Here is a 20270-nt window from a genome sequence, read left to right as displayed (position 1 = left end):
AGTCAGAACAGAAATTCGCTCTGGAGCCAGAATTTGCGGGTGGTCGTGCCTGCACCGAGAGCAGATGTGCTAACCGCTTTGTAATCGGCGTATTTGACCAGCCAGTTCAAGCGCCCGGTCTGGAAACCGGCCGACCCGTCCCATTCGTGGCCATAGTTGACGGACTGGATATCGCTATCGAACTGGTGATACGTGACCCGCGCGGTCAGGCCCTTGATACCGATCGCTTTGGGAAAGGCATAAGCCAGGCCGCCATACTGGTCTTTCAACCCCCGCGCTGGCGTTGTCAGGAACACATCGGCCCAGCCGTCGAACGCGTGAAGCGTGGCCATCGGCGTCTGGACGGACCAGGGCCCGCCTTGCGCAGAGGCATCGCTGCCCATGTCTTCATAACCTGCGGTTGCGGTCAGGCCATACGCCGAAAGCGAGGCCTCTGCGGCCCAATAATCGGCGGCATAGTGACGCGGATTGTCGCGAAAACTCGATTGCCGGGCATAGCTGGCGGCGAGGTTGAGCTTGACCGTCTTGCCCAGCGGTAGACCCGATGTCGCACGCACACCATAAGTCTGCGAACTGTCGAGCTGGGAACGCGTCTTCGCCAGATTGGAAAACGTTGTCGGATCGTAATCGAGCAGATAGGCAAAGCCTTTTACCGCCAGATATGTGTTTCCGAGCGAAGCGCCCAGAAACTCGAACCGGCCATTGTATGACACGCGCGGCCCGGCGTCGGTGCCATAAACGCTGCGCTGGCTGTCGGAATATGTCGCATCCAGTGCCAAAGGTCCGAACGCCGCCGTTCCGCGCACTGCGTCAAAGGTCGTTTCGTTCTGCCGCCAGGCCGAGGCCCCGACCCAGCGCTGATCGTCCAGAACGATCACCTGCCGCCCCACGGTTAGCGAAACGTGCTTGTCCCTGTACTGCACTTGCGCGCGGTTCAGTCCGACATTCTGCGGATCGGCGACCACCGCGCGAGTAGAACGATACTGGCTGCTGGCGGGCAGGGCATAGGGAAATGCGTTGTACCCGGTGTCGATGGCGAGGTTGCCTTCGCCTTCGACCAGCGCCGACAAGTGGCTGGGTGCATAGCTGATTTCGCCGCCTGCGCGCAGCCGTGCGGTTACCGCATCGGCTGACAGGTTCCTGACCGGTTGCGAAACATCCTCCCAGCGCAACCGCAAGTCGCCGATAGGGTCGAATTTGAACCCCGCGCCCATATCGACCGGCGCGCCGAATACCGGCCCGGATGCAGGAGCGGTGTCCGCATTTGCCGCAGATGCGCCACAGAGCAAAGGCAAGGCCGCCAAGCCCAAAAGACGAGTTTTTCTGTTCATGGTAGCCCCCTCAATATCGCAAAATCAGACCTGGACGCCGACGAGCGCGGCACCCCAGGTGGTCCGCCAACGTGTCTTGACCGCGCTCAGACCGGCCAGTGCGACAAGGGCAAGCGCCGCAAACACGAGGAAACCGGGGCCCATGGAGCCGGTCAACTGCTTGGCCACGCCGAGCGAAGAGGCGAGGTAGAAACCGCCGAGCCCGCCCCCAAAACCGACCAGCCCGGTCATCACTCCGATTTCATGGCGAAATCGCAGCGGCACCAATTGGAATACCGCGCCGTTGCCGGCACCCAGCGCAGTCATCACGCACAGGAACAGCGGGAACATCACGACGAAATGCGCCGGGGAAAAGCTGATCACCGCCAGCAGAACCGCCGCCAGCGCATAGACTGCGCTCAGTGCGCGGATCCCGCCAATGCTGTCGGCCAAGGCGCCGCCGATCGGCCGGACCATCGATCCGACGAACACGCAGGCCGCTGTGGCATAACCAGCCTGGATCGGGGTCAAAGCCAACTCTGTCGTATACCAACTTGGCAAAGAGCTGGCCAAGCCGACAAAACCGCCGAAAGTCACGCCATAGAACAGGATGAACCACCACGCATCGGCCTGGCCCAGCATGCTGAAATAGGCGGCAATATATTTGCCGAGCGGCTGTTTTTCGGGTTGATTGGGACTGTCCTTGGCAAACGCAATGAACGCGACCAGCACCAGAGCGGCAGGGATCGTCGCTAGCGCCAGAACATTGTTCCAGCCAAATTCCCGCGCCAGCAAAGGGGCAAACAGCGCGGCCAGAACGGTGCCGGAATTGCCCATGCCGGCAATGCCCATCGCCTTGCCCTGATGGTGCGGGCCGTACCAGCGACCGGCCAGCGGCAAGGCAACCGCAAACGAAGCGCCCGCAAACCCGAGCACCAGACCCACCGCCAGCAGGCCCGCCATCGTGTGAATGCCGATACCCCAAGCGCCGAGCAAGCCGCCGATCACGATCACCTGGCTGATGACCCCCGTCCGTTTCTGCCCGATACGATCGGCCAGAAACCCGTTGACCAGGCGCAGCACGGCGCCCGCCAAAGTCGGTATTGCGACGACAAACCCTTTCTGCGCAGGGTTCAGATGCAGTTCGGCAGCAAAGATCGGCGCCAGCGGCCCGAGCAGGTTCCACACCATGAAAGCGATGTCGAAATAGAGAAACGCCATGATCAGCGTAGGCCGATGGCCAGACTGCCAAAACGACGCATCCGACGTTGCCGGTACCGCGCCCGCGGAGCCCGCAGTTTGGGGAAGGATGAGAGTTTGAACTGCCTGGTGCTGTTCGGCTGTGGCTTCGGATAAAACGCGCAAAGGGCCTGCTCCTTGAAAAGAAGGGCGGCGCCGTTGCCGTGATGTCGATGATGGGATGATCGGGTGCGACGCGCCTTTGCGTTCGCTCCGAGCCATTAAACTGCCCTGATCCCGCGAATGATGCAAGTGCGAAATAATTCGCAAAATTGCGCATTGCCATGGATCTGCGTACCCGCCACCCTCGCGCGTATGCGTGTGGCGATCATCGATGAAAGTGCGGTGCGGGCCTCGGTCACCCACGAAGGACTGGCCGCGCTCGACGATTGCGAGATCTTCGTTTTCACCGAAAGACGCGGGCTGGTCGCGCGGATTGCCGAGCTGAATCCCGATATCGTGCTGATGGACCTGGGAAATCCCAGCCGCGACGTCCTGGAGGAATATTTCGCGGTCAGCCGGGCGCTGGCGCGCCCGATTGCGATGTTCGTCGATGATTCGGACGACGAAGCGATTGGGGCAAGCATCGACGCCGGCGTTTCGGCTTATGTCGTCGATGGTTTTGCACCGCACCGTATTCGCTCGATCCTCGACCTGGCGGTGCGCCGGTTCCATGCTTTTTCACGTTTGCAAAACGATCTGGCCGACGCGCGCAGCAAGCTGGCCGAACACACTTCGATCGATGCGGCAAAGCGTATCCTCATGCGTTCGCGCGGGCTGACCGAACCCGCCGCCTATGCAGCCATGCGCAAATCGGCGATGGATCAGGGCAAGCGTATCGCCGATATCGCCGACGCCTTGATTACGGCGCACAAATTGATCGGAGGCGATTGAATGAGTTCGGAATTTTCTATCGGTTTCCTGCCGCTGGTCGATGCGGCGCTACCGATTCTGGCGTTCGAACACGGGTTTGCCGCCGAAGAGGGGCTGAAGCTGCGGCTGGTGCGCGATGTCAGTTGGGCCACCGTACTCGACCGGTTGCTTTATGGGCATACCCACGCTGCGCACATGATCGCGCCGCTGGCGATCGCCACCACGCTGGGACGCGGTCGTCCGGCCCAGCCGCTGGTTGTGCCGTTTGCTCTGGGGCTGAACGGAAATGCCTTGACCATGCGGCCTGAACTCGCCGCGCTGGTCGCGCCGCAGGGGCAACTGGGCGATCCGGCACAGGTCGGCGATGCGCTGCGCAAGGTGGCGGGCGCGCGCCTGGCCGAAGGAAACCGGCTGCGCTTCGCGGTGGTTCACCGCTATTCGAGCCACAATTACATGCTGCGTTATTGGCTTGCGGCTTGCGGCATCGAACCCGATCGCGACGTCGATATCACGGTCGTGCCCCCGCCGTTCGCCGCCGATGCGCTGGAGGCCGGAGAGGTCGACGCGATCTGTGTCGGCGAACCGTGGAACAGCGTGGCGGTCGAACGCGGCGCCGGGGTGATCGTGCTGGCCACCGCGCAGATCTGGCGGCGCGGGGTCGAAAAGGTCCTGGCGATGCGCAAACCCGTGCTCGACGAACGCCGGAGCGAAGTCGAGGCGTTGATCCGCGCAATGCGCCGCGCCGCCCGGCAGTTCGTCGGCGAGGACATGGCGCGCGAAAACGCCGCGATCCTTGCCCGGCCCGAATATCTCGACGGACATGCCGGCCTGATCTTGCGCGCGATTACCGATCGCTTGTGCCTGACCCGGGGCAGCCAGCCATTCCATTTCGCCGATTTCATGTTCCAGTACCGCGAAGCGGCCAATTTCCCGTGGGTTAGCCAGGCGCAATGGCTTTACACCCAGATGATTCGCTGGGACGGCGGCGCGATCGATATGGACGACGTGGCGCGTGCGGGTGCGGTATTTCGGCCCGACGTCTATCGTTCGGCACTGCTCGGCACCGATGAGCCGCTGCCTGCAGCCAGTTCCAAAGTCGAGGGAAGCCTGGCCCGGCTGACCGCAGTCGGTGCGCAACAAGGGGCCATAGTGCTGGCAGACAACCGTTTTTTTGATGGCCGCGTTTTCGATCCTTATGAAATCGAGGCTTATGCGGCAAGCTCGTCCCGACCCGGGCGATAATTGGACTGTCTTCGCAGGTGCAAAAGCGCTTGGCGAAATTGCCAACCGGGTATACACCAAAATCACAAATCGGTGATCCTTTTACCCAATGGCGGGTAAACCATTAGGGCGATCCGAAAAAACCCATCTGACATTGCGTGGCAACGAAGCCGCCTCGATCCGGGCCCCGGGTGGGCCTGATTCGTGGCGGATTTTCGCGTTGGCGCGCCCGGTCGAGGAGCGAAAACGTGAATGCATTGTCCGAACTGACAATCCGGAGCGGCACTGCCCGGCGGCTGGTCGTGATCGGCAACGGCATGGCTGGGTGCCGCGCGGTTGAAGACATACTCGCCCGCGATCCCGGCCTTTTCACGGTAACCATCTTCGGGGCCGAACCGCGCGTCAATTACAACCGGATCATGCTGTCGCCGGTGCTGTCGGGCGAAAAGAGCTTTGACGAGATCGTGATCAATCCGGCCGCGTGGTATGCCGACAACGCCATTACGCTGGTGTCGGGCGATCCTGTTGCGGCCATCGACCGGACGGCCAGAACCGTCACGAGCGCCTCGGGACGGGTCGAGCCTTATGACCGCCTGTTGATCGCGACGGGGTCCGAGCCATTCATCATTCCGGTTCCGGGCAAGGACCTGTCAGGGGTCGTGACGTTTCGCGATCTCGATGATGTCGACCGGATGCTGGCTGCTGCAGATATCGGCGGTCACGCCGTTGTCATCGGCGGAGGACTGCTCGGGCTCGAAGCGGCACATGGGTTGAGCTTGCGCGGCATGACTGTGACCGTGATCCACCTGATGCCGACGCTGATGGAACGGCAGTTGGACGAAGCCGCCGGTTATCTGCTTCGCACCGAACTCGAACGTCGCGGGCAGACGATTTTGACCGGTGCTGACACCGCCGAAATCCTGGGCGCTGGCGGCAGGGTTACCGGGGTCCGGCTGAAAGACGGCCGCGAATTGCCCGCCGAGATCGTAGTCATGGCGGTCGGCATCCGGCCCTCGACCGCGCTGGCGCGCGCAGCGGGGATCGAAACCGAGCGCGGCATCGTCGTGGACGACCATATGGTCACCAGTGATCCGGCGATCTGGGCCGTGGGCGAATGCGTGCAGCATCGCGGCGCATGTTATGGCCTGGTCGCCCCGCTGTGGGACATGTGCCGCAGCCTAGCCGATGCCGCCACCGGCACGCCATCCGGTTTTGCCGGGGCGGCGACTGCAACCCGGCTGAAAGTATCGGGCATCGACCTGTTTTCAGCGGGCGATTTTTCCGGCGGCGACGGGTGCGAAGACATCGTCATGCGCGATGCCGCGCGCGGCCTCTACAAGCGTGTGGTGGTGCAGGACGGCCGGTTGGTCGGCGCGGTGCTCTATGGCGATACCAGTGACGGCAACTGGTATTTCGACCTGCTGAAACGGGGCGAGGATGTCCGCGAAATCCGCGACGCGCTGATTTTCGGTCAGGCCTTTGCGATGGGCGGCAATGCATTCGCCGATCCCGACGCGGCAGTGGCGGCCTTGTCGGATCAGTCGGAAATCTGTGGCTGCAACGGGGTGTCCAAAGGCACCGTCATGGCCGCGATCGCGGGTGGTGCGTGCAGCCTAGACGCCGTGCGTGGCACGTGCAAGGCCAGCGCCAGTTGCGGATCGTGCACCGGCCTCGTTGAAAGCCTGTTGCGGCTGTCGCTGGGCGACAGCGTAGAAGCGGGCCCGCGCACGATGTGCAAATGCACCAGTTTTACCCATGGCGACGTGCGGCGACAGATCGTGGACCAGGGACTGCGCGCGATCCCTGCGGTCATGCAGCAATTGGGCTGGAAAACGCCCGACGGCTGCGCCTCGTGCCGTCCGGCCATCAATTATTACCTGCTCTGCACCTGGCCGGGCGAATACCAGGACGATCAGGCCAGTCGCTTCGTCAACGAGCGGTTGCATGCCAATATCCAGAAGGACGGCACGTATTCGGTGGTGCCGCGCATGTGGGGCGGGATGACCAATCCCGACGAACTGCGCGCGATTGCCGATGCCACCGAAAAATATGGCAGGATGGTCAAAGTAACCGGCGGCCAGCGGCTGGATATTTTCGGCGTCAAAAAGGAAGACCTGCCCGCGATATGGTCCGATCTCAATGCTGCGGGAATGGTTTCAGGCCACGCCTATGGCAAGTCGCTGCGCACGGTAAAGACATGCGTCGGGTCCGAATGGTGCCGCTTCGGCACGCAGGATTCGACCGGGCTGGGCATTCAGGTGGAGCGGCTGACCTGGGGAAGCTGGATGCCGCACAAGTTCAAGATCGCCGTTTCGGGCTGCCCGCGCAATTGTGCCGAGGCGACGATCAAGGACTTTGGCGTGGTTTGTGTCGATTCAGGGTATGAATTGTCGGTCGGCGGCAATGGCGGGATCAAGGTGCGCGCCACCGACTTCCTGTGCAAAGTCGCAACCGAAGCCGAAGTGCTCGATGTCTGTGCCGCGTTCATCCAGTTCTACCGCGAAGACGCCTGGTATCTCGAACGCACCGCGCCGTGGCTCGAACGCATCGGGCTCGATCGGATCAAGACGCGGTTGTTCGGCGATCCCAAGGCGATCGGCGAACTGGCCGCGCGTTTCCGTTATTCGCAAGAGTTCATGCAGGACGATCCCTGGGCGCGCCGCGCCGCTGGCGAAGATGCCGATCTGCACCAGCATATCGCAGAATTCCGCCCTTTCCCGACGCTCAAACTGATGGAGACCGTGTGATGATCGGCGATTGGATCGACATCGGCCCGACTACCCAGATCAGCCCGGGCAGCGCACGCACTCTGCCGGTGCAAGGCGGCGAGGAAATCGCCATTTTCCATACGCTCGACAACCAGTTCCACGCGCTGGTCAACAAGTGCCCGCACAAACACGGACCGCTCAGCCAGGGGATCATCCATGGCTCGGTGGTCACCTGTCCGCTCCATTCGTGGAATATCTCGCTGAAAACCGGAGAGGCGCAGGGGGATGATCAAGGTTGCGTCCCAGTAATCCCGATTCGGATCGACGCCGGTCGCCTGTATTTGCGCCGCGATGCCTTGGTCGCGGCGCGCGCGCCCGATCGCGCAGCCTGAGCGATGGAGCGCCCGGTGATGGACGACGATTTTCCGGCAGGTATGGTCTGGCTGGTCGGCGCCGGCCCGGGCGACCCGGAGCTATTGACGCGCAAGGCCGAACGGCTGATCCGCCGGGCGAGCGTCATCCTTTACGACGCCCTCGTCGGTCCGGGCATTCTCGACTTCGCCGCCCCGGGTGCGCGGCTTGAACACGTGGGCAAGCGATCCGGGCGCCACTCGCGCGATCAGCGCACGATCGACCGCATGATTGTCGAGGCCGCCTTGGCAGGCGAGCGCGTGGTCCGGCTCAAAGGCGGCGATCCGGCGATTTTTGCGCGCGCCGGTGAAGAACTAGGTGCCGCGCGCGCGGCGGGCATTGCTGTGCGGATATGTCCGGGGGTCACGGCGGCAAGCGCCGCCGCGGCAAGCCTTGGCACCTCGCTGACGTTGCGCGGACTGGCCCGGCGGTTGACATTGGTGACCGCACATGCGCGGGCAGGCGAGGCGCTTACGCTCAATTGGTCGGAACTGGCCGACCCCGATGCGACGCTGGCAATCTACATGGGCAAGGTCGTTGCCGCGCAAGTCGCCGAAAACCTGATCCTGGCTGGCCTGAACCCGGATACGCCGGTCGCCATGGTCGAAAATGCCAGCCTGCCCGATGAACGCGTGGTACGCACGCGGCTGGACCTGCTCGGGCTCGTGGCTGATGCCGCCCTGGGGTCGGGCCCGGCGCTGCTGCTGATCGGATCGGCTTTGGCCGACAGCGGCGCTGCAGTCGGTGCGCGGTGCCAGGTCATGGTTGCGGCACGCCCCCCAAAGTAAAGCGCCCGGACCGATGGGATTCATCTGCACGGGTGGCCTGGCGTGTCTTGAGCAGATCGTGGCGGGTGACAATTCCAACCACTTTGCGCGTCGTCGGGTCAATCACCGGGACACGGCCCGTGCCGGTGGCGAGGATCATGTCGGCAATTGCGCCGGCCAGAGTTTCTGGTGCGACGCACGGCTGCGATGCATCGGACACCATGTCGGCCAGCGTGGCATCGGGTTCGACATCATCGGACCTTCGACCCAGCGCATCGGCGCGTGAAAACAGCCCGATCAGCCGCTGATCGCCGTCCACCACCGGATAACTGCGATGACGCGCCGGGCCGGCCATGAACGCCAGCGCATCGCGGGCCGCCATGCTCCCGGGCAGGGTTTCGGGATCGACAGTCATGATCTGCATCGCCTGATGCAGGTCGAGCGGGTCAACGCTGTATTCCTGCGTGATATGGCGCCCGCGCCGTGCGATTTTTTCGGTGAGGATCGACCGGCGCATGATCAGCACGCTGATCGCATAGGCGCCGGCGGCGGCGGCCAGGGTGTGGGGCAGGGCTTCAAACCGGCCGGTAAGTTCCGCTGCGAACAGCGCCCCGGTCAAAGGCGCGCGCATCGCACCGCTCATGATTCCGGCCATGCCCAGCATCGCCCAGAACCCGGACCCGCCCGGCAGAATCAGCCCGGCCAATGCGCCTAGCGCGCCGCCCAGAATCAATAAGGTGTCGATAAGCGTCGAAGCGGAACCCCGTCCATTCGCGGTACAAGCGCCTAACAATCCTAAATAATATAACTTTTGACAGGGTCCCGATCGGCGCCGGTCGGGACCCTTTCTAATCTCAGGTCGTTCGCATTAACAATTGCTTAGGCGAACTCCTGCTGGGTCCCGCTTCGACGCCTATCCACACCTCCTTGGGTTGGGTTCAGCCGCGATCTGAAACTCTGCCCGTCGGCGAGACCGGGTGTGCAAACGGAGGGGGGCTTCGCGGGGAACCGGCTGCACGAACGCAATGCGCGAAGGAAGCTGGGCGAAAACCAATTCGAAGATCGCTGAGGGCTGGCCTTAAGCCGCGTTAGCGACCCTTATCGGTGGCCGACTTTGGGCTAGGGGCGCGTCACGCCTGGGGTGCGGGCCGGAGGCAACGCCGCTGCATGTTGACCTTATTCTTGGTCAATTATATACACTGCTAGAGTTGGGCAAGCGCCTGTATCATTGCATGCCGGCCATCCGCTCATAGAGCGAGGCTTTCCCCGAAGCTGCCAGTTCCGCGTTCCAAATTTCCATGGCCATCATGCCCGGCAAAACGTTGGTCAGGGTCCATATCAGCTGCTTCCAAATTGGCTCGCTCTCCCCGACAATGAAGAGCCGTTTATCGGTCCCGTCCATGATCCCGAATACCAACACGCGGATGCGCCGGTCACTGGTTTGATCAACCAACGCCATGACTGCGCTGATGGTCAAGATTGCGGATCAGGCCACCACCCGCTCGCCCCATCGATCTGCAACCCCAAACCACTATCCGCGATGCCTGCCGACGCACTGCCAATGCCTCCGCCATGTCAGGCTGCCTGTAAAAGGCGCTATCATACAAAGCCACGACGCTTGCAACGTTAACAAGTGATCTTGAATGTGGGTGTAACCATGGCCTCCTTTTTGGGTGTTGGTTTCAGTTGCGATCCAAAACTCTGCCCGTCGGGGGAGACCGGGTGTACAAACGGAGGGGGCGCTTTGCGGGGAACCGAGCTCTACGGAGCGCGTCAGCGTGAAGGAAGCTTGGGCGAAAGCCAATTCGAAGATCGCTGAGGGCTGGCCCTAGGCCGCGTTATTGACCGTAACCGTCAGGCCGAGACTACAAGCTCGGTAAGCTGCGCCAAGGGCGCGGGCCCGTAGGCAAAACTCGGCGAACAGGAGAGGTGCCAGGCGCACAAAATATCTGTATCTGAGTTCTTCTCTGAAGCAATTTGATGGCAAAACCGTGAGGCATTATGGCGCTTGACCTAACCCCGCTGGCATCTGCACTCGCGCGATTGGAGGAGGGCTATGCCCGCTATCTGAAGGATACGTCGGACCAGCAAATTCGCGACGGCCTCGTTCAGCGCTTTGAATTCACCTATGATCTCAGCCACAAAATGTTGAAACGCTACCTGACCCAAACCGCCCCGACCCCAGAGGTTGTCGAGCATATGTCGTTTCCTGCGCTGATCCGTACCGGTTCTGAACAGGGACTGCTGCGTGGCGAGTGGGCGCAATGGAAGCTATATCGCGATAAGCGCAACATCACGTCCCATACCTATGACGAGGCCAAAGCCTTGGAGGTGGTCGCAAGCATACCTGATTTCATCTTCGAAGCCGGTTTTTTGCGCGACCGCCTTGTCGAACGCGCGGGCACGGAATGACGGGGTTGCTGGACCTGAGCCCGGAACATGAGGCGATCCTGCTCGAGACGCTCGCGAGGCATGTGCCAACGGGCATCGCTGTCTGGGCGTTCGGTAGCCGAACCAAGGGCAATGCGCAGCGCTATTCCGATCTCGATCTGGCCTTGGCCGGTAAACATCCGTTGCCTGCGGCGCTGCTGAGTGACCTTGCAGACGCCTTTGACGAGTCTGACTTGCCGTGGAAAGTGGATCTGCTCGATTGGGCGACCACCAGTGAAGCTTTTCGCAAGATTATTGACGAGGACCGTGTGATCCTGATCGACGGGACGCCTGTGAGCCAGCACGCTGCCGGCGGCACAACGAGTTCCAGGGCCGCCAAACCCCGCGGTCATTTAACATATATCAGCACCAGGTCGCGTCTTTTATAGTAATTTCAATCGGTTGATAGCAGAACGTGTGTCAACTGTGTTTCGCCCATAATTTGGACGCCCAAGGGAGTTGGAAGTGCAAGACGCCGCAGGCGGCTCACTTCAAACTCCCTTGAGCGTAACTCGATCGATGCGCGACGGTTTAATCTTCGGCCGGCGGCGGCGGAGCAGGCGCATTTCCCGCCGATACGCGCGTCAGGACGACTGTGTAGAGCTGGTGCCAATGCTCAGCCTTGCCGCGCTCGCGTTCGGCTGTTCGGTCCGCCTTGGCTTTTTCGGCGCGCGCGTCGCGGAGCTCGGTTTCAAGGCGATCGATCTTGTTGCGAAGCGCGGCTTCGATGTGCCGGTATTCCTCGGGCGTTCGCAGCGGGACCTTCTTGCCGTTAATTACTTCGGTTTCCGCACGGGTTTCGACGCGTTCCTCTCCGATCTCGTCGACGAAGTTGTTATAGAGGTATTGGCGGCTGACCTTGGCCTCGCGGGCCACCGACACGAACGTCACGACCTGCTTCGTTTCGCGCAGGCGCATGATGGCATCCTCGACCGCGGCGCGCTTTTCTGCACTGCGGCGGCTGCGGGCATCGTTGAGTGTTGCGATCCGCAGATCGGGTCCCATGGTCATGATTTCGCGTCTTCCCGAGCAGAGGCTGGCTTGTAGCGCTGCTTTTCGCCCTTGTAGTGGCCGTGCTCCTCGATGGAACGGACGATGGTGTCGGTGTTGTGGACAGCGTCTTTGTTCCGCTGCAACCGCTTGCGAGCGATGTCTGCCAAGCGGGTTTGGCCGCCCTCCTCGTAATTCTGGGCTTCCTGCTCGAGCCCTGCGATCGCGACGTAAAGTCCGGCGCGTTCGCCGCGGAAGTGCTCGAGGTCGTCACCATCGGCGCGGAAGAACCGGCAGGTCAGACAGGCATGGGCATGCTCGCACCATTCGCCAAGCTGGCCCGGCAGGGTGCAGGCACCGCCGCAAACCCGTGTGGCCAGCATGGTTTCCTTGCGCAGCAGGAGATCGCCGACGGCCTCGTCGACCTTGCCGGCAATCGTGAAGAACTGCCCGCCGCCTTTGCGCAGCAAGGTGTTCTTTTTGAGGTCGAGGCGCTTGTTGACGTACATCGAGGCCATGTCGGGCGAAGCATGGCCGAGCTCGAACATGATGCTCAGGATGTCGTGCCCTTCGGCTGCCATCTGTGTCCCGCGATGGTGGCGCAGCGGATGCCACGAGAAGTCGAACGGATTGCCTTCGCCATCGACGATCCCGTGCCTGAGGCTCAGCATTCTGAGCTCCTGCAAAGTCCAGTTGTTGCCGAGGAACGATTCCCGTTTCCCATAAAAGACCGGGAACAGGTACTTGGTGGCGTGACCATACCGCGCCCGGATACGATGTTGCTGGGCTTCGATCAGCTCGATCATGGTCCGGTGCGCTGGATCGGTTGCCAGCAAAGGCTTGGTGTTCCAGCGACTGACCTTGTTCTGCCAGAACGTGAACAGCATGAATCGCTTGTCGTGCGGATCGGGCCGCAGGCAGTCGAAGAGCAGGGCATGCAGGTCTTCCGCTCGTGCCCCGGTTGTGATCCCGATCATGAAGATCGCAGGGATGGGCGCGGGCAGTTCATCGAGCCTGGCCACCATGGCGGCCAGGGCCTCGGGAGGCGCCGCCCGGTTGGCGCCTTCACGCGAAGCGTAGAGCCGGTTGCGGGGGTCATCTGGCGCCTGCTTGTAGCGGATGCGCCGTGCCGCGCGCTTGTCGAGCGCAATCCGAGGCCACTGCCCCGGCAGCAATACCGGCGCCGCGCGCAGGAGTTGGACGATATCGGTGTACCAGTTTTTGCCGGCGGTGTGCCGCGTGTTCCCCCAGGCCAGGTAGCGCTCCATCAGCGGCTCGTTGATTTGTCCGGCGGCGGCAATTTCCTGTTCGCACAGGAACCGCGCGAACAGACGCAAGCGCGAGATCAACGTCACCATGGTGGCCGGCGCCAATTCGCCATGCGCGACCTTGTCGAGCAGGAAGCCGCGCATCAGCGGGCGAAGCCACGGCTCGAAGTTCAGCAAGCTGATATAGGTGTCGTTCAACCGCTGCCGATCACGGAAGCGCGTGTCGTCTTCGCTGTAGAGATCGTTGAGCAGGATGATGTCACGGTCATGCATCGGCGCCATCTGCGCCCGGTTGATGATCGCGAAGCGATGGATATCGCCGAACAGCTGTATTTCCGGTGAGCGGTACTGGGTGGTGACGATTTCGCCATCCCGGATCCACTGGCGGGTCTGGCTTTGCCTGCGCTGCCCATAGTTCGTGCCATACCAGGCGGCGTAAAGCGCCAGCACTGCATCGCTGTGCTGGTTCGATTTGCGCGCTCCCGCGTTATCGGATGGCGCGAAGCCCGGGTGAGGGATGTCGGCAAGGCAGGTCGCCTCAAAGTGGCGAAGCAGGTCCGCACCTTCCTCGACGAGATAGCGGATCACCGGGATGCGGCGCTGGAACCAGTGGGCGTCCGCCTTGCGATCGTCGAGCACGGATGCCGCCAGGTACGTCTTGATCTCGTTGGTCAGGACCGGAACCGCAGCGCCAAGCGGCAGGCTTGCATATGTCTGGCTCAACCAGGGATGGCCGAACACCTCTCGCATTACGGCGTCCGACCAGATGGTATTGGTGACGAGGAGGGGGGATATTTCAGCAAGACGCCCTTCAAGCCAGTTGCTGTAGCGATCGGTATCGTGCGGTGTGCCGCCGACTACCGCCAGCGGCGTCATGCCCATCGCAAATCCTTCCCGAGCAGTTCCGCCTCACGAAGTTTCCCAAGTCTTTCATGCACCTCGTTGGGACCTGTGAGATAAAGTCTGCGGATTTCCGAGGCGAACAGGTGCTGGTAGAACGCTGCGGTCGTCTGCGGGCTGGCATGCCCAAGGCGATCAGCCACTTCGAGCAGGCTGTATCCCGCCGCGATCGCTTCGGATGCATGGCTGTGGCGGAACATGTGCCAGCTGAAGGCGATATGGGTGCGCTGCCTCAGCATACCCGCGAGCTTCTGCGCGTAAGACAGGCCCATGGCATGGCCGATGGCGCCGGCTTTGACATTGGCAAAGACATATTCCGCGCCGGCCTCGAACGCCGGCAGATATTCGTTGCTGGTGAGGTAATCGACGTACATGTTCAGCACGTATTCGTGCACCGGCACACCGCGCGTGCGCCCGGATTTCGCGCGGGCCTCATTGGCATTGTCTTCGCGCGGAACGACCCAGATGACCCTTTCGGCAAGATCGATGTCAACGTGGCGCAAGCCCAGCGCTTCACCGATCCTGAGGCCGGTGTTGTAGAGCAGCACAATCAGGAACGCGTCGCGCGCGAGCCCGCAAGCCTCGATTAGCCGCAACACCTCGCCTGGCGTCAATCGCTTCTTGAGCACCTGCTGCTGAACCTTGCCGGGATCGCCTGACAGATAGCGGTCCTTGCGCCGCGTCGTGCGGCGCTGGCTGATATGTTCCAGGAACGGCTTGTAAAGTCGGTGCCCGTCATAAGCCCTGGCAACATCACGGGTGTCGACCGCGAAGTCGTCGGTGCCATTGTAGAAGCGATAAAACGATTTGACCGCGAGCTGGATCTGATTGCGCGTCGATGGCGCCAGAATTCGCGTTTTCTGCTTGTTCAGCAGGATCAGCCGCGGGCTCGGCAATGCATCTTTTCGCCGCGCAAGCCGCCAGGCCAGGAAACTGTCATACAACGCTACCGTGGCTTCACCGATGCCGGCGCCATTGGCGACGATGAAGTTCGCGAAGTCGACAACGTGGCGAACATACGCACGGATCGTGTTCGGCGAAGTGCTGGTTTGTTCGAGATGCACGATCCAGTTACGAAGGCTTTCGACGACATCGCCATCGTCATTCACAACCGTCCACGCCCTGCGACCGCCGGGCATTTCGATGCGTGCAGCCTGCCAAGGCGTTGTGGCGAACGAAGTGGACACGGTCGCAGATACTGTTGAAGGAAACCGGATACCGCAAGCGATTCCCATCACACTGGACACAGATTACATGGACACTCGTGGTGTCGCTATTAACATAATTAATATTATCGAACCAGATAATTGTAAGCGCCAGATAGAAATGTCCCATCCCGCTATTTTAGAAATGTCCCATGCTGATGGGCGCTCGCGGGTCTGTGGTGGCATAGTCATCCTTCAGTGTCTGAAGGATGTGTCTATGACGGTGGTGGCAATGAGCCAGAGCGAGCTCTCGCGATACGACACACTGCTTCGGGTTACGCGGCGCGAACTGCGAGTTGAGGACGCTGCGACACTTTTGGGGTTGTCGCGTCGTCAGGTCGGTCGATTGCTGATCCGTTTGCGCGCGGATGGTGCCGAAGGCCTTGTTTCCCGCAAACGCGGCAAGCCCAGCAACAGGCGGCATAGCGATACTTTTTGCGAGCGGATCATGACGCTGGTTCGTGAGCATTATGCTGATTTCGGGCCGACTTTGGCGACCGAGTATTTGGCCGAACGGCACAAGATCACGATAGCGCGCGAGACTTTGCGGCAGTTGATGATGGGGGCCGGATTGTGGCAAGACCGTGCGGCGCGGCGCCCTCGCCCTTACCAACCGCGCTACCGGCGTGATTGCCGTGGTGAACTGATCCAGGTCGATGGCTCGAAGCACTGGTGGTTCGAGGATCGCGGGCCGCAATGCACCTTGCTGGTCTATATCGACGACGCAACCAGCGAACTGATGCAGCTGAAGATGGTCGAGAGCGAGAGCACGTTTTCCTACATGGATGCGACGCGCGAATATATCGAACGTCACGGCAAGCCTGTGGCGCTATATTCAGACAAACACTCGGTTTTCCGCAACAACACAGCGTCTGCCAAAGGTGACGGCATGACGCATTTTGGTCGTGCGATGGAAACACTGAACATCGAGATTATCTGCGCCAATTCTCCGCAAGCCAAGGGTCGGGTCGAGCGCGCGAATGCGACTTTGCAGGACCGGTTGGTCAAGGCGATGCGGCTCGAAGGTATTGCAACGATCGCTGAGGCTAACGCGTTTCTGCCGGCCTACATGGCGCAGCATAATGCGCGGTTTGCCAAGCCCGCGTTCGATGCGCGCGACCTTCACCGCCCCCTCGCCTCGGATGATGATATGCGCGTCGTGATGGTCTGGCGCGAAGAGCGCGCGGTAACCCGGGCCTTGGCGTTGCATTACAACAAGGTGCTGTTCATCCTCGAACCGACAGAGATCACCCGGCCGTTGGCGGGCAAGCGTGTGGATGTGTGCGAATATCCTGATGGCAGCCTGGAAATCAGGCACGGCGATCATGTGCTGCCCTATCGCGTGTTCGACAAGATCTGGAAAGTGAACCAGGCAGCGATTGTCGAAAACAAGCATCTCGATGCCGCGCTGATGATGGCCAAGCTGATGCAGGAGCAACTGCCGGTGCGGAAGCGCAACAACAACGAACCCAAGCGCCGATCGCAGGGGGCACATATGTTTGCGGTGCCGGAGCCTGACGCATTAGCGCCGGCTAAACGCAAGCGTGGACGCCCTCCCCTGCGCCAACTCACGCTCGCGGAAAAGGAGTAACGCCGACTTCAGGCAATGATTACGGCGTGATTATGGGAGATTTGGTAATCTGCAGAAACAAATGCCTGCACGCCTCATCTTCCGACGCAAATCGGCTGGCAAAGTAGCGCCCACCTCTTTCACAATAATAAGTGGTCCAATAATTCGGTGTGCCGGCGTCACGTATTTGAACATGGCGGAGAACAAAGATGTCTCCGGGGAAAGGATCCGGATCAGATCCGAGAACGTCGAATACTCTCGGATCGACGTTTGCGGCAATCAAGCGATCGTGAAGTTCCTGGCGATCCATTTTACCCCTCGCGCTTTGGTCCAGTCAAACACCTCCGTTAGCAGAGCACGAGGAGACTGTCCGCCAACTAAACGGTTCCGCAGATTAAGCGGGCCCACTGCAGAGCAGCGGGTCCGAGGCGCATCCATGCCAGCCCAGTGCATCAGCAGGGGCTACGCTGCACAATTTGGAGGGTTCCGCGCAGCCCCTGCTGACCCCGGCGTGTGACATTTCTATCTGGCGGAATTTGTGTCTTTTCTAAATGGCAGGAACAATGATGTTCCCGGGCGGACGCTAACAGGAAGTGCACACTTTGAGGATTCGAAGGTTCACTACACGAAAGTGAGTTTTGTGGACGCTAAGCGTAAACGGATCACGAACGGCTGCGACCGGTGATTTTGTCCTTGTCGAATTACGGGTGGCGACAGGCTTGCCCGTCATGCAACATCGTCCTGGGACGCGCGGGATCGCCTAAGCAGTGCTGGCACGGTCAAGCCTTGAACGAAGATGGAAAAGGCGACCACAGCGAAGGCGACGCCGATCAGCGCATCATGCTCCGGCAACGCTGTTGGAGCAGCGAGCGCGAGTGCCAGGGCAAGAGCGCCTCGCAACCCACCCCAGAACAAGATGTGCTGGGTAAGGCGATCCGTCGCGAGCGCCGAACGACGAAAAAGCCAGGTTATCGGATAGACGGCAATTGCACGTCCAGCCAGCACAAGGGCAGTTCCAACTGCGGCCGGTAGCAGATAGCCGACGAGCGGTTGGGTCGCCTCCCGGCTCCCGATCAGCAGGAATACAACCGAGTTGGCGAGGAAAGCGGCGAAAGCCCAAAAGCGGATCATGGCTTCTCCGCCGGCATCGCTAAGCCTGCGTCCGCGCCCCCAGTTGCCGACCAGCATGCCGGCGGCAAGCGTTGCCAACACGCCCGACACGTGCAGCTTCTCTGCGATCAGAAAGGATCCGTAGGCCGCGAGCATCGTCAGCGTGATCTCGACAAGATGATCGTCCGATCCGCCGGCAATGATCAGAACCAGTCCTGCGACGAGTAGACCGCACAGGACGCCGCCGCCCGCCGTCACCACGAGCGAGAGGGTAACGCCGCCCGCACTCATGTCTCCTCCTGCGATCCAGGCCACGACGAGTGTGAACAGGACTGCAGCCGCACCGTCGTTAACGATGCTTTCCGCTTCCATCAGGAAACGGAGCCGTTTCTCCGCATTCTGCTCCTTCATCATGGCGATGACCGACACTGGATCGGTCGCGGCGATCAACGATCCGAACAGCAGCGAAGCCTGCCAGCCCCAGCCGATCAGCCAATGCATACCTCCCGCGACGACAACCGCCGACAACAGCGTGCCGACGAACGCCATACTCAGGACCAACGGTGTCTCGCGTTTGAATTGGCCCCAGCCGAGATGCAACGCAGCCTCGAAGATCAGAGGCGGCAGCAGGAACGTGAAGATGATTTCCGGGGTCAGAACGAGCCGGCTCTCGTAGCCGAACAGGCTAAGGGCTATGCCGGCAACCACGAGCCCTATTGCATAAGGCAATCCCACCCGCCGTGTGACGATAGCAACGAGACAGGCCACAAATAGCAATAGCCCGAGCGTAACGACATCGACGTGGTGCACGAGTTTTCCTTTACGATCAGGTCGCGCTCGAACCGCGCATAGCCGATCAGCGCCACGGCCGGTCCCGATCTGTCCGTTTTCCCATCGATTTGCAGTCTTGTCCGAATCGCCATCGTGGGTCCAGAGTTAACGGACACAGTCATGCTGACCGCCAGTCATTGGCGTGTCGTAAATCCATCAAGCCAACGTGCAGTGTCGCCTTGTAGATAGCGCTACCAAGTGGGGACAATTGGTGGCAATCAAGGGCGCAGGCAGCGCTAAAAAAAGCGCGCTTGGGTCATTCACAGGATGTCAGATATGAAAGCAGCGTTGTTTGCAATTCGCATGGTCGGCGTGTTTGGGGCGCTCGGATCGGTCCATGCGTCGGCGCAGGAGCCGGCCCGGATTCCGGCGGTAGAAACAAGCAAAAGCGGTGGCGCGCCGGACAGCGCGTTTCGGGATCAACCTTTGGTCCGCAGCTTGTACACAGCCGATCCATCCGCGCATGTTTTCGGCGGCAAGATTTATGTCTATCCATCGCACGACGTCCCGACGGCCGCACCCGATGACGATCTGGGCAACGAATACGCGATGCGCGATTATCGCGTTCTGCGTCTCGACCATGTCGGCGCCCCGGTTACTGTCGGCGGCGTGGCGCTCGATGTCAGGAATGTGCCATGGGCCTCCAAACAGATGTGGGCACCGGATGCGGCCTATCGCAACGGCATCTATTATCTTTATTTTCCGGCGCGCGACCGGTCGCTCGACAAGAACGGCCTCGGCACGTTTCGCATCGGCGTTGCCACGTCCAGAAATCCGATGGGGCCGTTCACTGCCGAGCCCAAACCGATCCCGGGCAGCTTTTCGATGGACCCGGCCGTGTTCACCGACACCGATGGCAAGACTTACATGTATTTCGGCGGCATCTGGGGCGGGCAATTGCAGCGCTGGGCCAAAGGCCATTTCGATCCCGCCGGCTCCGACACCGACTTGCATGACGACAGCGCGCCCGCGCTGACCGGGAAAGTCGTGCAGATGGGCGCGGATCTGAAAAGTTTTGCCGAAAAGCCGCGCGATGCGGTCATCCTGGACCAGAATCACAAGCCAATCCTGGGCGGTGATCACGAACGGCGGTTTTTTGAAGCCTCGTGGATGTTCAAGCGCAACGGCACATATTATTACACGTATTCAACCGGGGACACGCATTTCATCAATTATGCGACCGGAACGAGCCCCTATGGCCCGTTCACGTATGCGGGGCATATCCTGAAGCCTGTGCAAGGCTGGACAACGCATCACTCGATCATCCAGGCGGATCATCAATGGTGGCTGTTTTATGCCGACACGCAACTGTCGAACAAGAACCACCTGCGCAATGTCAAAGTCACGCAGCTGACCTTCAATCCGGACGGCACGATCCAGACCATCGATCCGATGGTCGCGCGCTGACAGATACACCTGAGCGCGTGCGCTGCGTTA

The 20270-nt window shown here is 61.1% G+C and carries 17 protein-coding genes; 9 read left to right on the top strand and 8 right to left on the bottom strand.

All coding sequences use genetic code 11. The features are described 5' to 3' along the window. Nucleotides 1-2: 2 nt before the first annotated feature. Nucleotides 3-1295, bottom strand: a complete 1293-nt coding sequence (locus tag ACOOE2_RS00335; protein WP_420381035.1) for an alginate export family protein — start codon at nucleotides 1293-1295, stop codon at nucleotides 3-5. A gap of 60 nt (nucleotides 1296-1355) precedes the next feature. Next, nucleotides 1356-2531, bottom strand: a complete 1176-nt coding sequence (locus ACOOE2_RS00330; RefSeq protein WP_420381034.1) for an MFS transporter — start codon at nucleotides 2529-2531, stop codon at nucleotides 1356-1358. Nucleotides 2532-2864: 333 nt separating this feature from the next. On the opposite strand from ACOOE2_RS00330, the gene ACOOE2_RS00325 reads away from it, so the two are divergent. The 5 genes from ACOOE2_RS00325 (at nucleotide 2865) to cobA (ending at nucleotide 8550) form a co-directional block, all read left to right on the top strand. Continuing rightward, nucleotides 2865-3443, top strand: a complete 579-nt coding sequence (locus tag ACOOE2_RS00325; protein ID WP_420381033.1) for an ANTAR domain-containing response regulator — start codon at nucleotides 2865-2867, stop codon at nucleotides 3441-3443. Further along, nucleotides 3444-4664: an ABC transporter substrate-binding protein gene (locus tag ACOOE2_RS00320; protein WP_420381032.1), complete on the top strand. Its 1221-nt coding sequence runs from the start codon at nucleotides 3444-3446 to the stop codon at nucleotides 4662-4664. 227 nt (nucleotides 4665-4891) lie between these two features. Beyond that, complete coding sequence (gene nirB, locus ACOOE2_RS00315) at nucleotides 4892-7390, top strand: nitrite reductase large subunit NirB (RefSeq protein ID WP_420381031.1); 2499 nt, start codon at nucleotides 4892-4894, stop codon at nucleotides 7388-7390. Beyond that, complete coding sequence (nirD, locus tag ACOOE2_RS00310; RefSeq protein WP_420381030.1) at nucleotides 7390-7743, top strand: nitrite reductase small subunit NirD; 354 nt, start codon at nucleotides 7390-7392, stop codon at nucleotides 7741-7743. The genes nirB and nirD overlap by 1 nt, the downstream gene beginning before the upstream one ends. Before the next feature lie 18 nt (nucleotides 7744-7761). Then, nucleotides 7762-8550 carry a uroporphyrinogen-III C-methyltransferase gene (gene cobA / locus ACOOE2_RS00305; protein ID WP_420381029.1) on the top strand — a complete coding sequence of 263 codons (789 nt, stop codon included), beginning with the start codon at nucleotides 7762-7764 and terminating at the stop codon, nucleotides 8548-8550. On the opposite strand, the gene ACOOE2_RS00300 is transcribed toward cobA, so the two are convergent. Continuing rightward, the gene (locus ACOOE2_RS00300; RefSeq protein ID WP_420381028.1) at nucleotides 8522-9262 is read right to left on the bottom strand and encodes a CBS domain-containing protein; all 741 of its coding nucleotides are present in this window, start codon (nucleotides 9260-9262) and stop codon (nucleotides 8522-8524) included. The genes cobA and ACOOE2_RS00300 overlap by 29 nt on opposite strands. 492 nt (nucleotides 9263-9754) lie before the next feature. Beyond that, nucleotides 9755-10006, bottom strand: a complete 252-nt coding sequence (locus ACOOE2_RS00295) for a hypothetical protein (RefSeq protein ID WP_420381027.1) — start codon at nucleotides 10004-10006, stop codon at nucleotides 9755-9757. Between the two features lie 524 nt (nucleotides 10007-10530). Here ACOOE2_RS00295 and ACOOE2_RS00290 point away from each other — a divergent pair. Further along, the gene (locus tag ACOOE2_RS00290) at nucleotides 10531-10941 is read left to right on the top strand and encodes a nucleotidyltransferase substrate binding protein (RefSeq protein WP_420381026.1); all 411 of its coding nucleotides are present in this window, start codon (nucleotides 10531-10533) and stop codon (nucleotides 10939-10941) included. Next, nucleotides 10938-11348 (top strand): nucleotidyltransferase family protein, encoded by a 411-nt coding sequence (locus ACOOE2_RS00285; RefSeq protein WP_420381025.1) that lies wholly within the window; start codon nucleotides 10938-10940, stop codon nucleotides 11346-11348. The genes ACOOE2_RS00290 and ACOOE2_RS00285 overlap by 4 nt, the downstream gene beginning before the upstream one ends. A gap of 142 nt (nucleotides 11349-11490) precedes the next feature. Here the strand turns inward: ACOOE2_RS00285 and ACOOE2_RS00280 are convergent, their stop codons facing one another. From ACOOE2_RS00280 to ACOOE2_RS00270, 3 genes are read right to left on the bottom strand one after another with little or no spacing between them, the layout of a single operon-like run. Then, on the bottom strand, nucleotides 11491-11970 hold the full coding sequence (locus tag ACOOE2_RS00280) for a hypothetical protein (protein WP_420381024.1): 480 nt from the start codon (nucleotides 11968-11970) through the stop codon (nucleotides 11491-11493). Further along, entirely contained in the window at nucleotides 11967-14099 is a 2133-nt protein-coding gene (locus ACOOE2_RS00275) for a tyrosine-type recombinase/integrase (protein ID WP_420381023.1), read from the bottom strand. The genes ACOOE2_RS00280 and ACOOE2_RS00275 overlap by 4 nt, the downstream gene beginning before the upstream one ends. Then, entirely contained in the window at nucleotides 14090-15364 is a 1275-nt protein-coding gene (locus ACOOE2_RS00270; RefSeq protein WP_420381022.1) for a tyrosine-type recombinase/integrase, read from the bottom strand. Before ACOOE2_RS00270 ends, ACOOE2_RS00275 begins: the two co-directional genes overlap by 10 nt. Nucleotides 15365-15539: 175 nt before the next feature. Between ACOOE2_RS00270 and ACOOE2_RS00265 the strand changes: the two genes are divergently transcribed. Then, nucleotides 15540-16913, top strand: coding sequence for an ISNCY family transposase (locus ACOOE2_RS00265; protein ID WP_420381021.1), 1374 nt, complete (start codon nucleotides 15540-15542; stop codon nucleotides 16911-16913). A gap of 705 nt (nucleotides 16914-17618) precedes the next feature. On the opposite strand, the gene ACOOE2_RS00260 is transcribed toward ACOOE2_RS00265, so the two are convergent. Further along, the gene (locus ACOOE2_RS00260; RefSeq protein ID WP_420381020.1) at nucleotides 17619-18812 is read right to left on the bottom strand and encodes a cation:proton antiporter; all 1194 of its coding nucleotides are present in this window, start codon (nucleotides 18810-18812) and stop codon (nucleotides 17619-17621) included. 297 nt (nucleotides 18813-19109) lie between these two features. Between ACOOE2_RS00260 and ACOOE2_RS00255 the strand changes: the two genes are divergently transcribed. Further along, on the top strand, nucleotides 19110-20240 hold the full coding sequence (locus ACOOE2_RS00255; RefSeq protein ID WP_420381019.1) for a glycoside hydrolase family 43 protein: 1131 nt from the start codon (nucleotides 19110-19112) through the stop codon (nucleotides 20238-20240). Nucleotides 20241-20270: the final 30 nt, after the last annotated feature.

This window comes from Novosphingobium sp. (assembly GCF_965214355.1).
In the GTDB taxonomy this organism is placed as follows: Bacteria; Pseudomonadota; Alphaproteobacteria; order Sphingomonadales; family Sphingomonadaceae; genus Novosphingobium.
This window is presented reverse-complemented; position numbering and strand designations above follow the sequence as displayed.

Coding starts and splice junctions, on each gene's coding strand:
- ACOOE2_RS00255 (WP_420381019.1), top strand. CDS start 19,110: ATGAAAGCAGCGTTGTTTGCAATTCGCATGGTCGGCGTGTTTGGGGCG.
- ACOOE2_RS00285 (WP_420381025.1), top strand. CDS start 10,938: ATGACGGGGTTGCTGGACCTGAGCCCGGAACATGAGGCGATCCTGCTC.
- cobA (WP_420381029.1), top strand. CDS start 7,762: ATGGACGACGATTTTCCGGCAGGTATGGTCTGGCTGGTCGGCGCCGGC.
- ACOOE2_RS00325 (WP_420381033.1), top strand. CDS start 2,865: ATGCGTGTGGCGATCATCGATGAAAGTGCGGTGCGGGCCTCGGTCACC.
- ACOOE2_RS00275 (WP_420381023.1), bottom strand. CDS start 14,099: ATGGGCATGACGCCGCTGGCGGTAGTCGGCGGCACACCGCACGATACC.
- ACOOE2_RS00320 (WP_420381032.1), top strand. CDS start 3,444: ATGAGTTCGGAATTTTCTATCGGTTTCCTGCCGCTGGTCGATGCGGCG.
- ACOOE2_RS00265 (WP_420381021.1), top strand. CDS start 15,540: ATGACGGTGGTGGCAATGAGCCAGAGCGAGCTCTCGCGATACGACACA.
- ACOOE2_RS00330 (WP_420381034.1), bottom strand. CDS start 2,531: ATGGCGTTTCTCTATTTCGACATCGCTTTCATGGTGTGGAACCTGCTC.
- ACOOE2_RS00280 (WP_420381024.1), bottom strand. CDS start 11,970: ATGACCATGGGACCCGATCTGCGGATCGCAACACTCAACGATGCCCGC.
- nirD (WP_420381030.1), top strand. CDS start 7,390: ATGATCGGCGATTGGATCGACATCGGCCCGACTACCCAGATCAGCCCG.
- ACOOE2_RS00290 (WP_420381026.1), top strand. CDS start 10,531: ATGGCGCTTGACCTAACCCCGCTGGCATCTGCACTCGCGCGATTGGAG.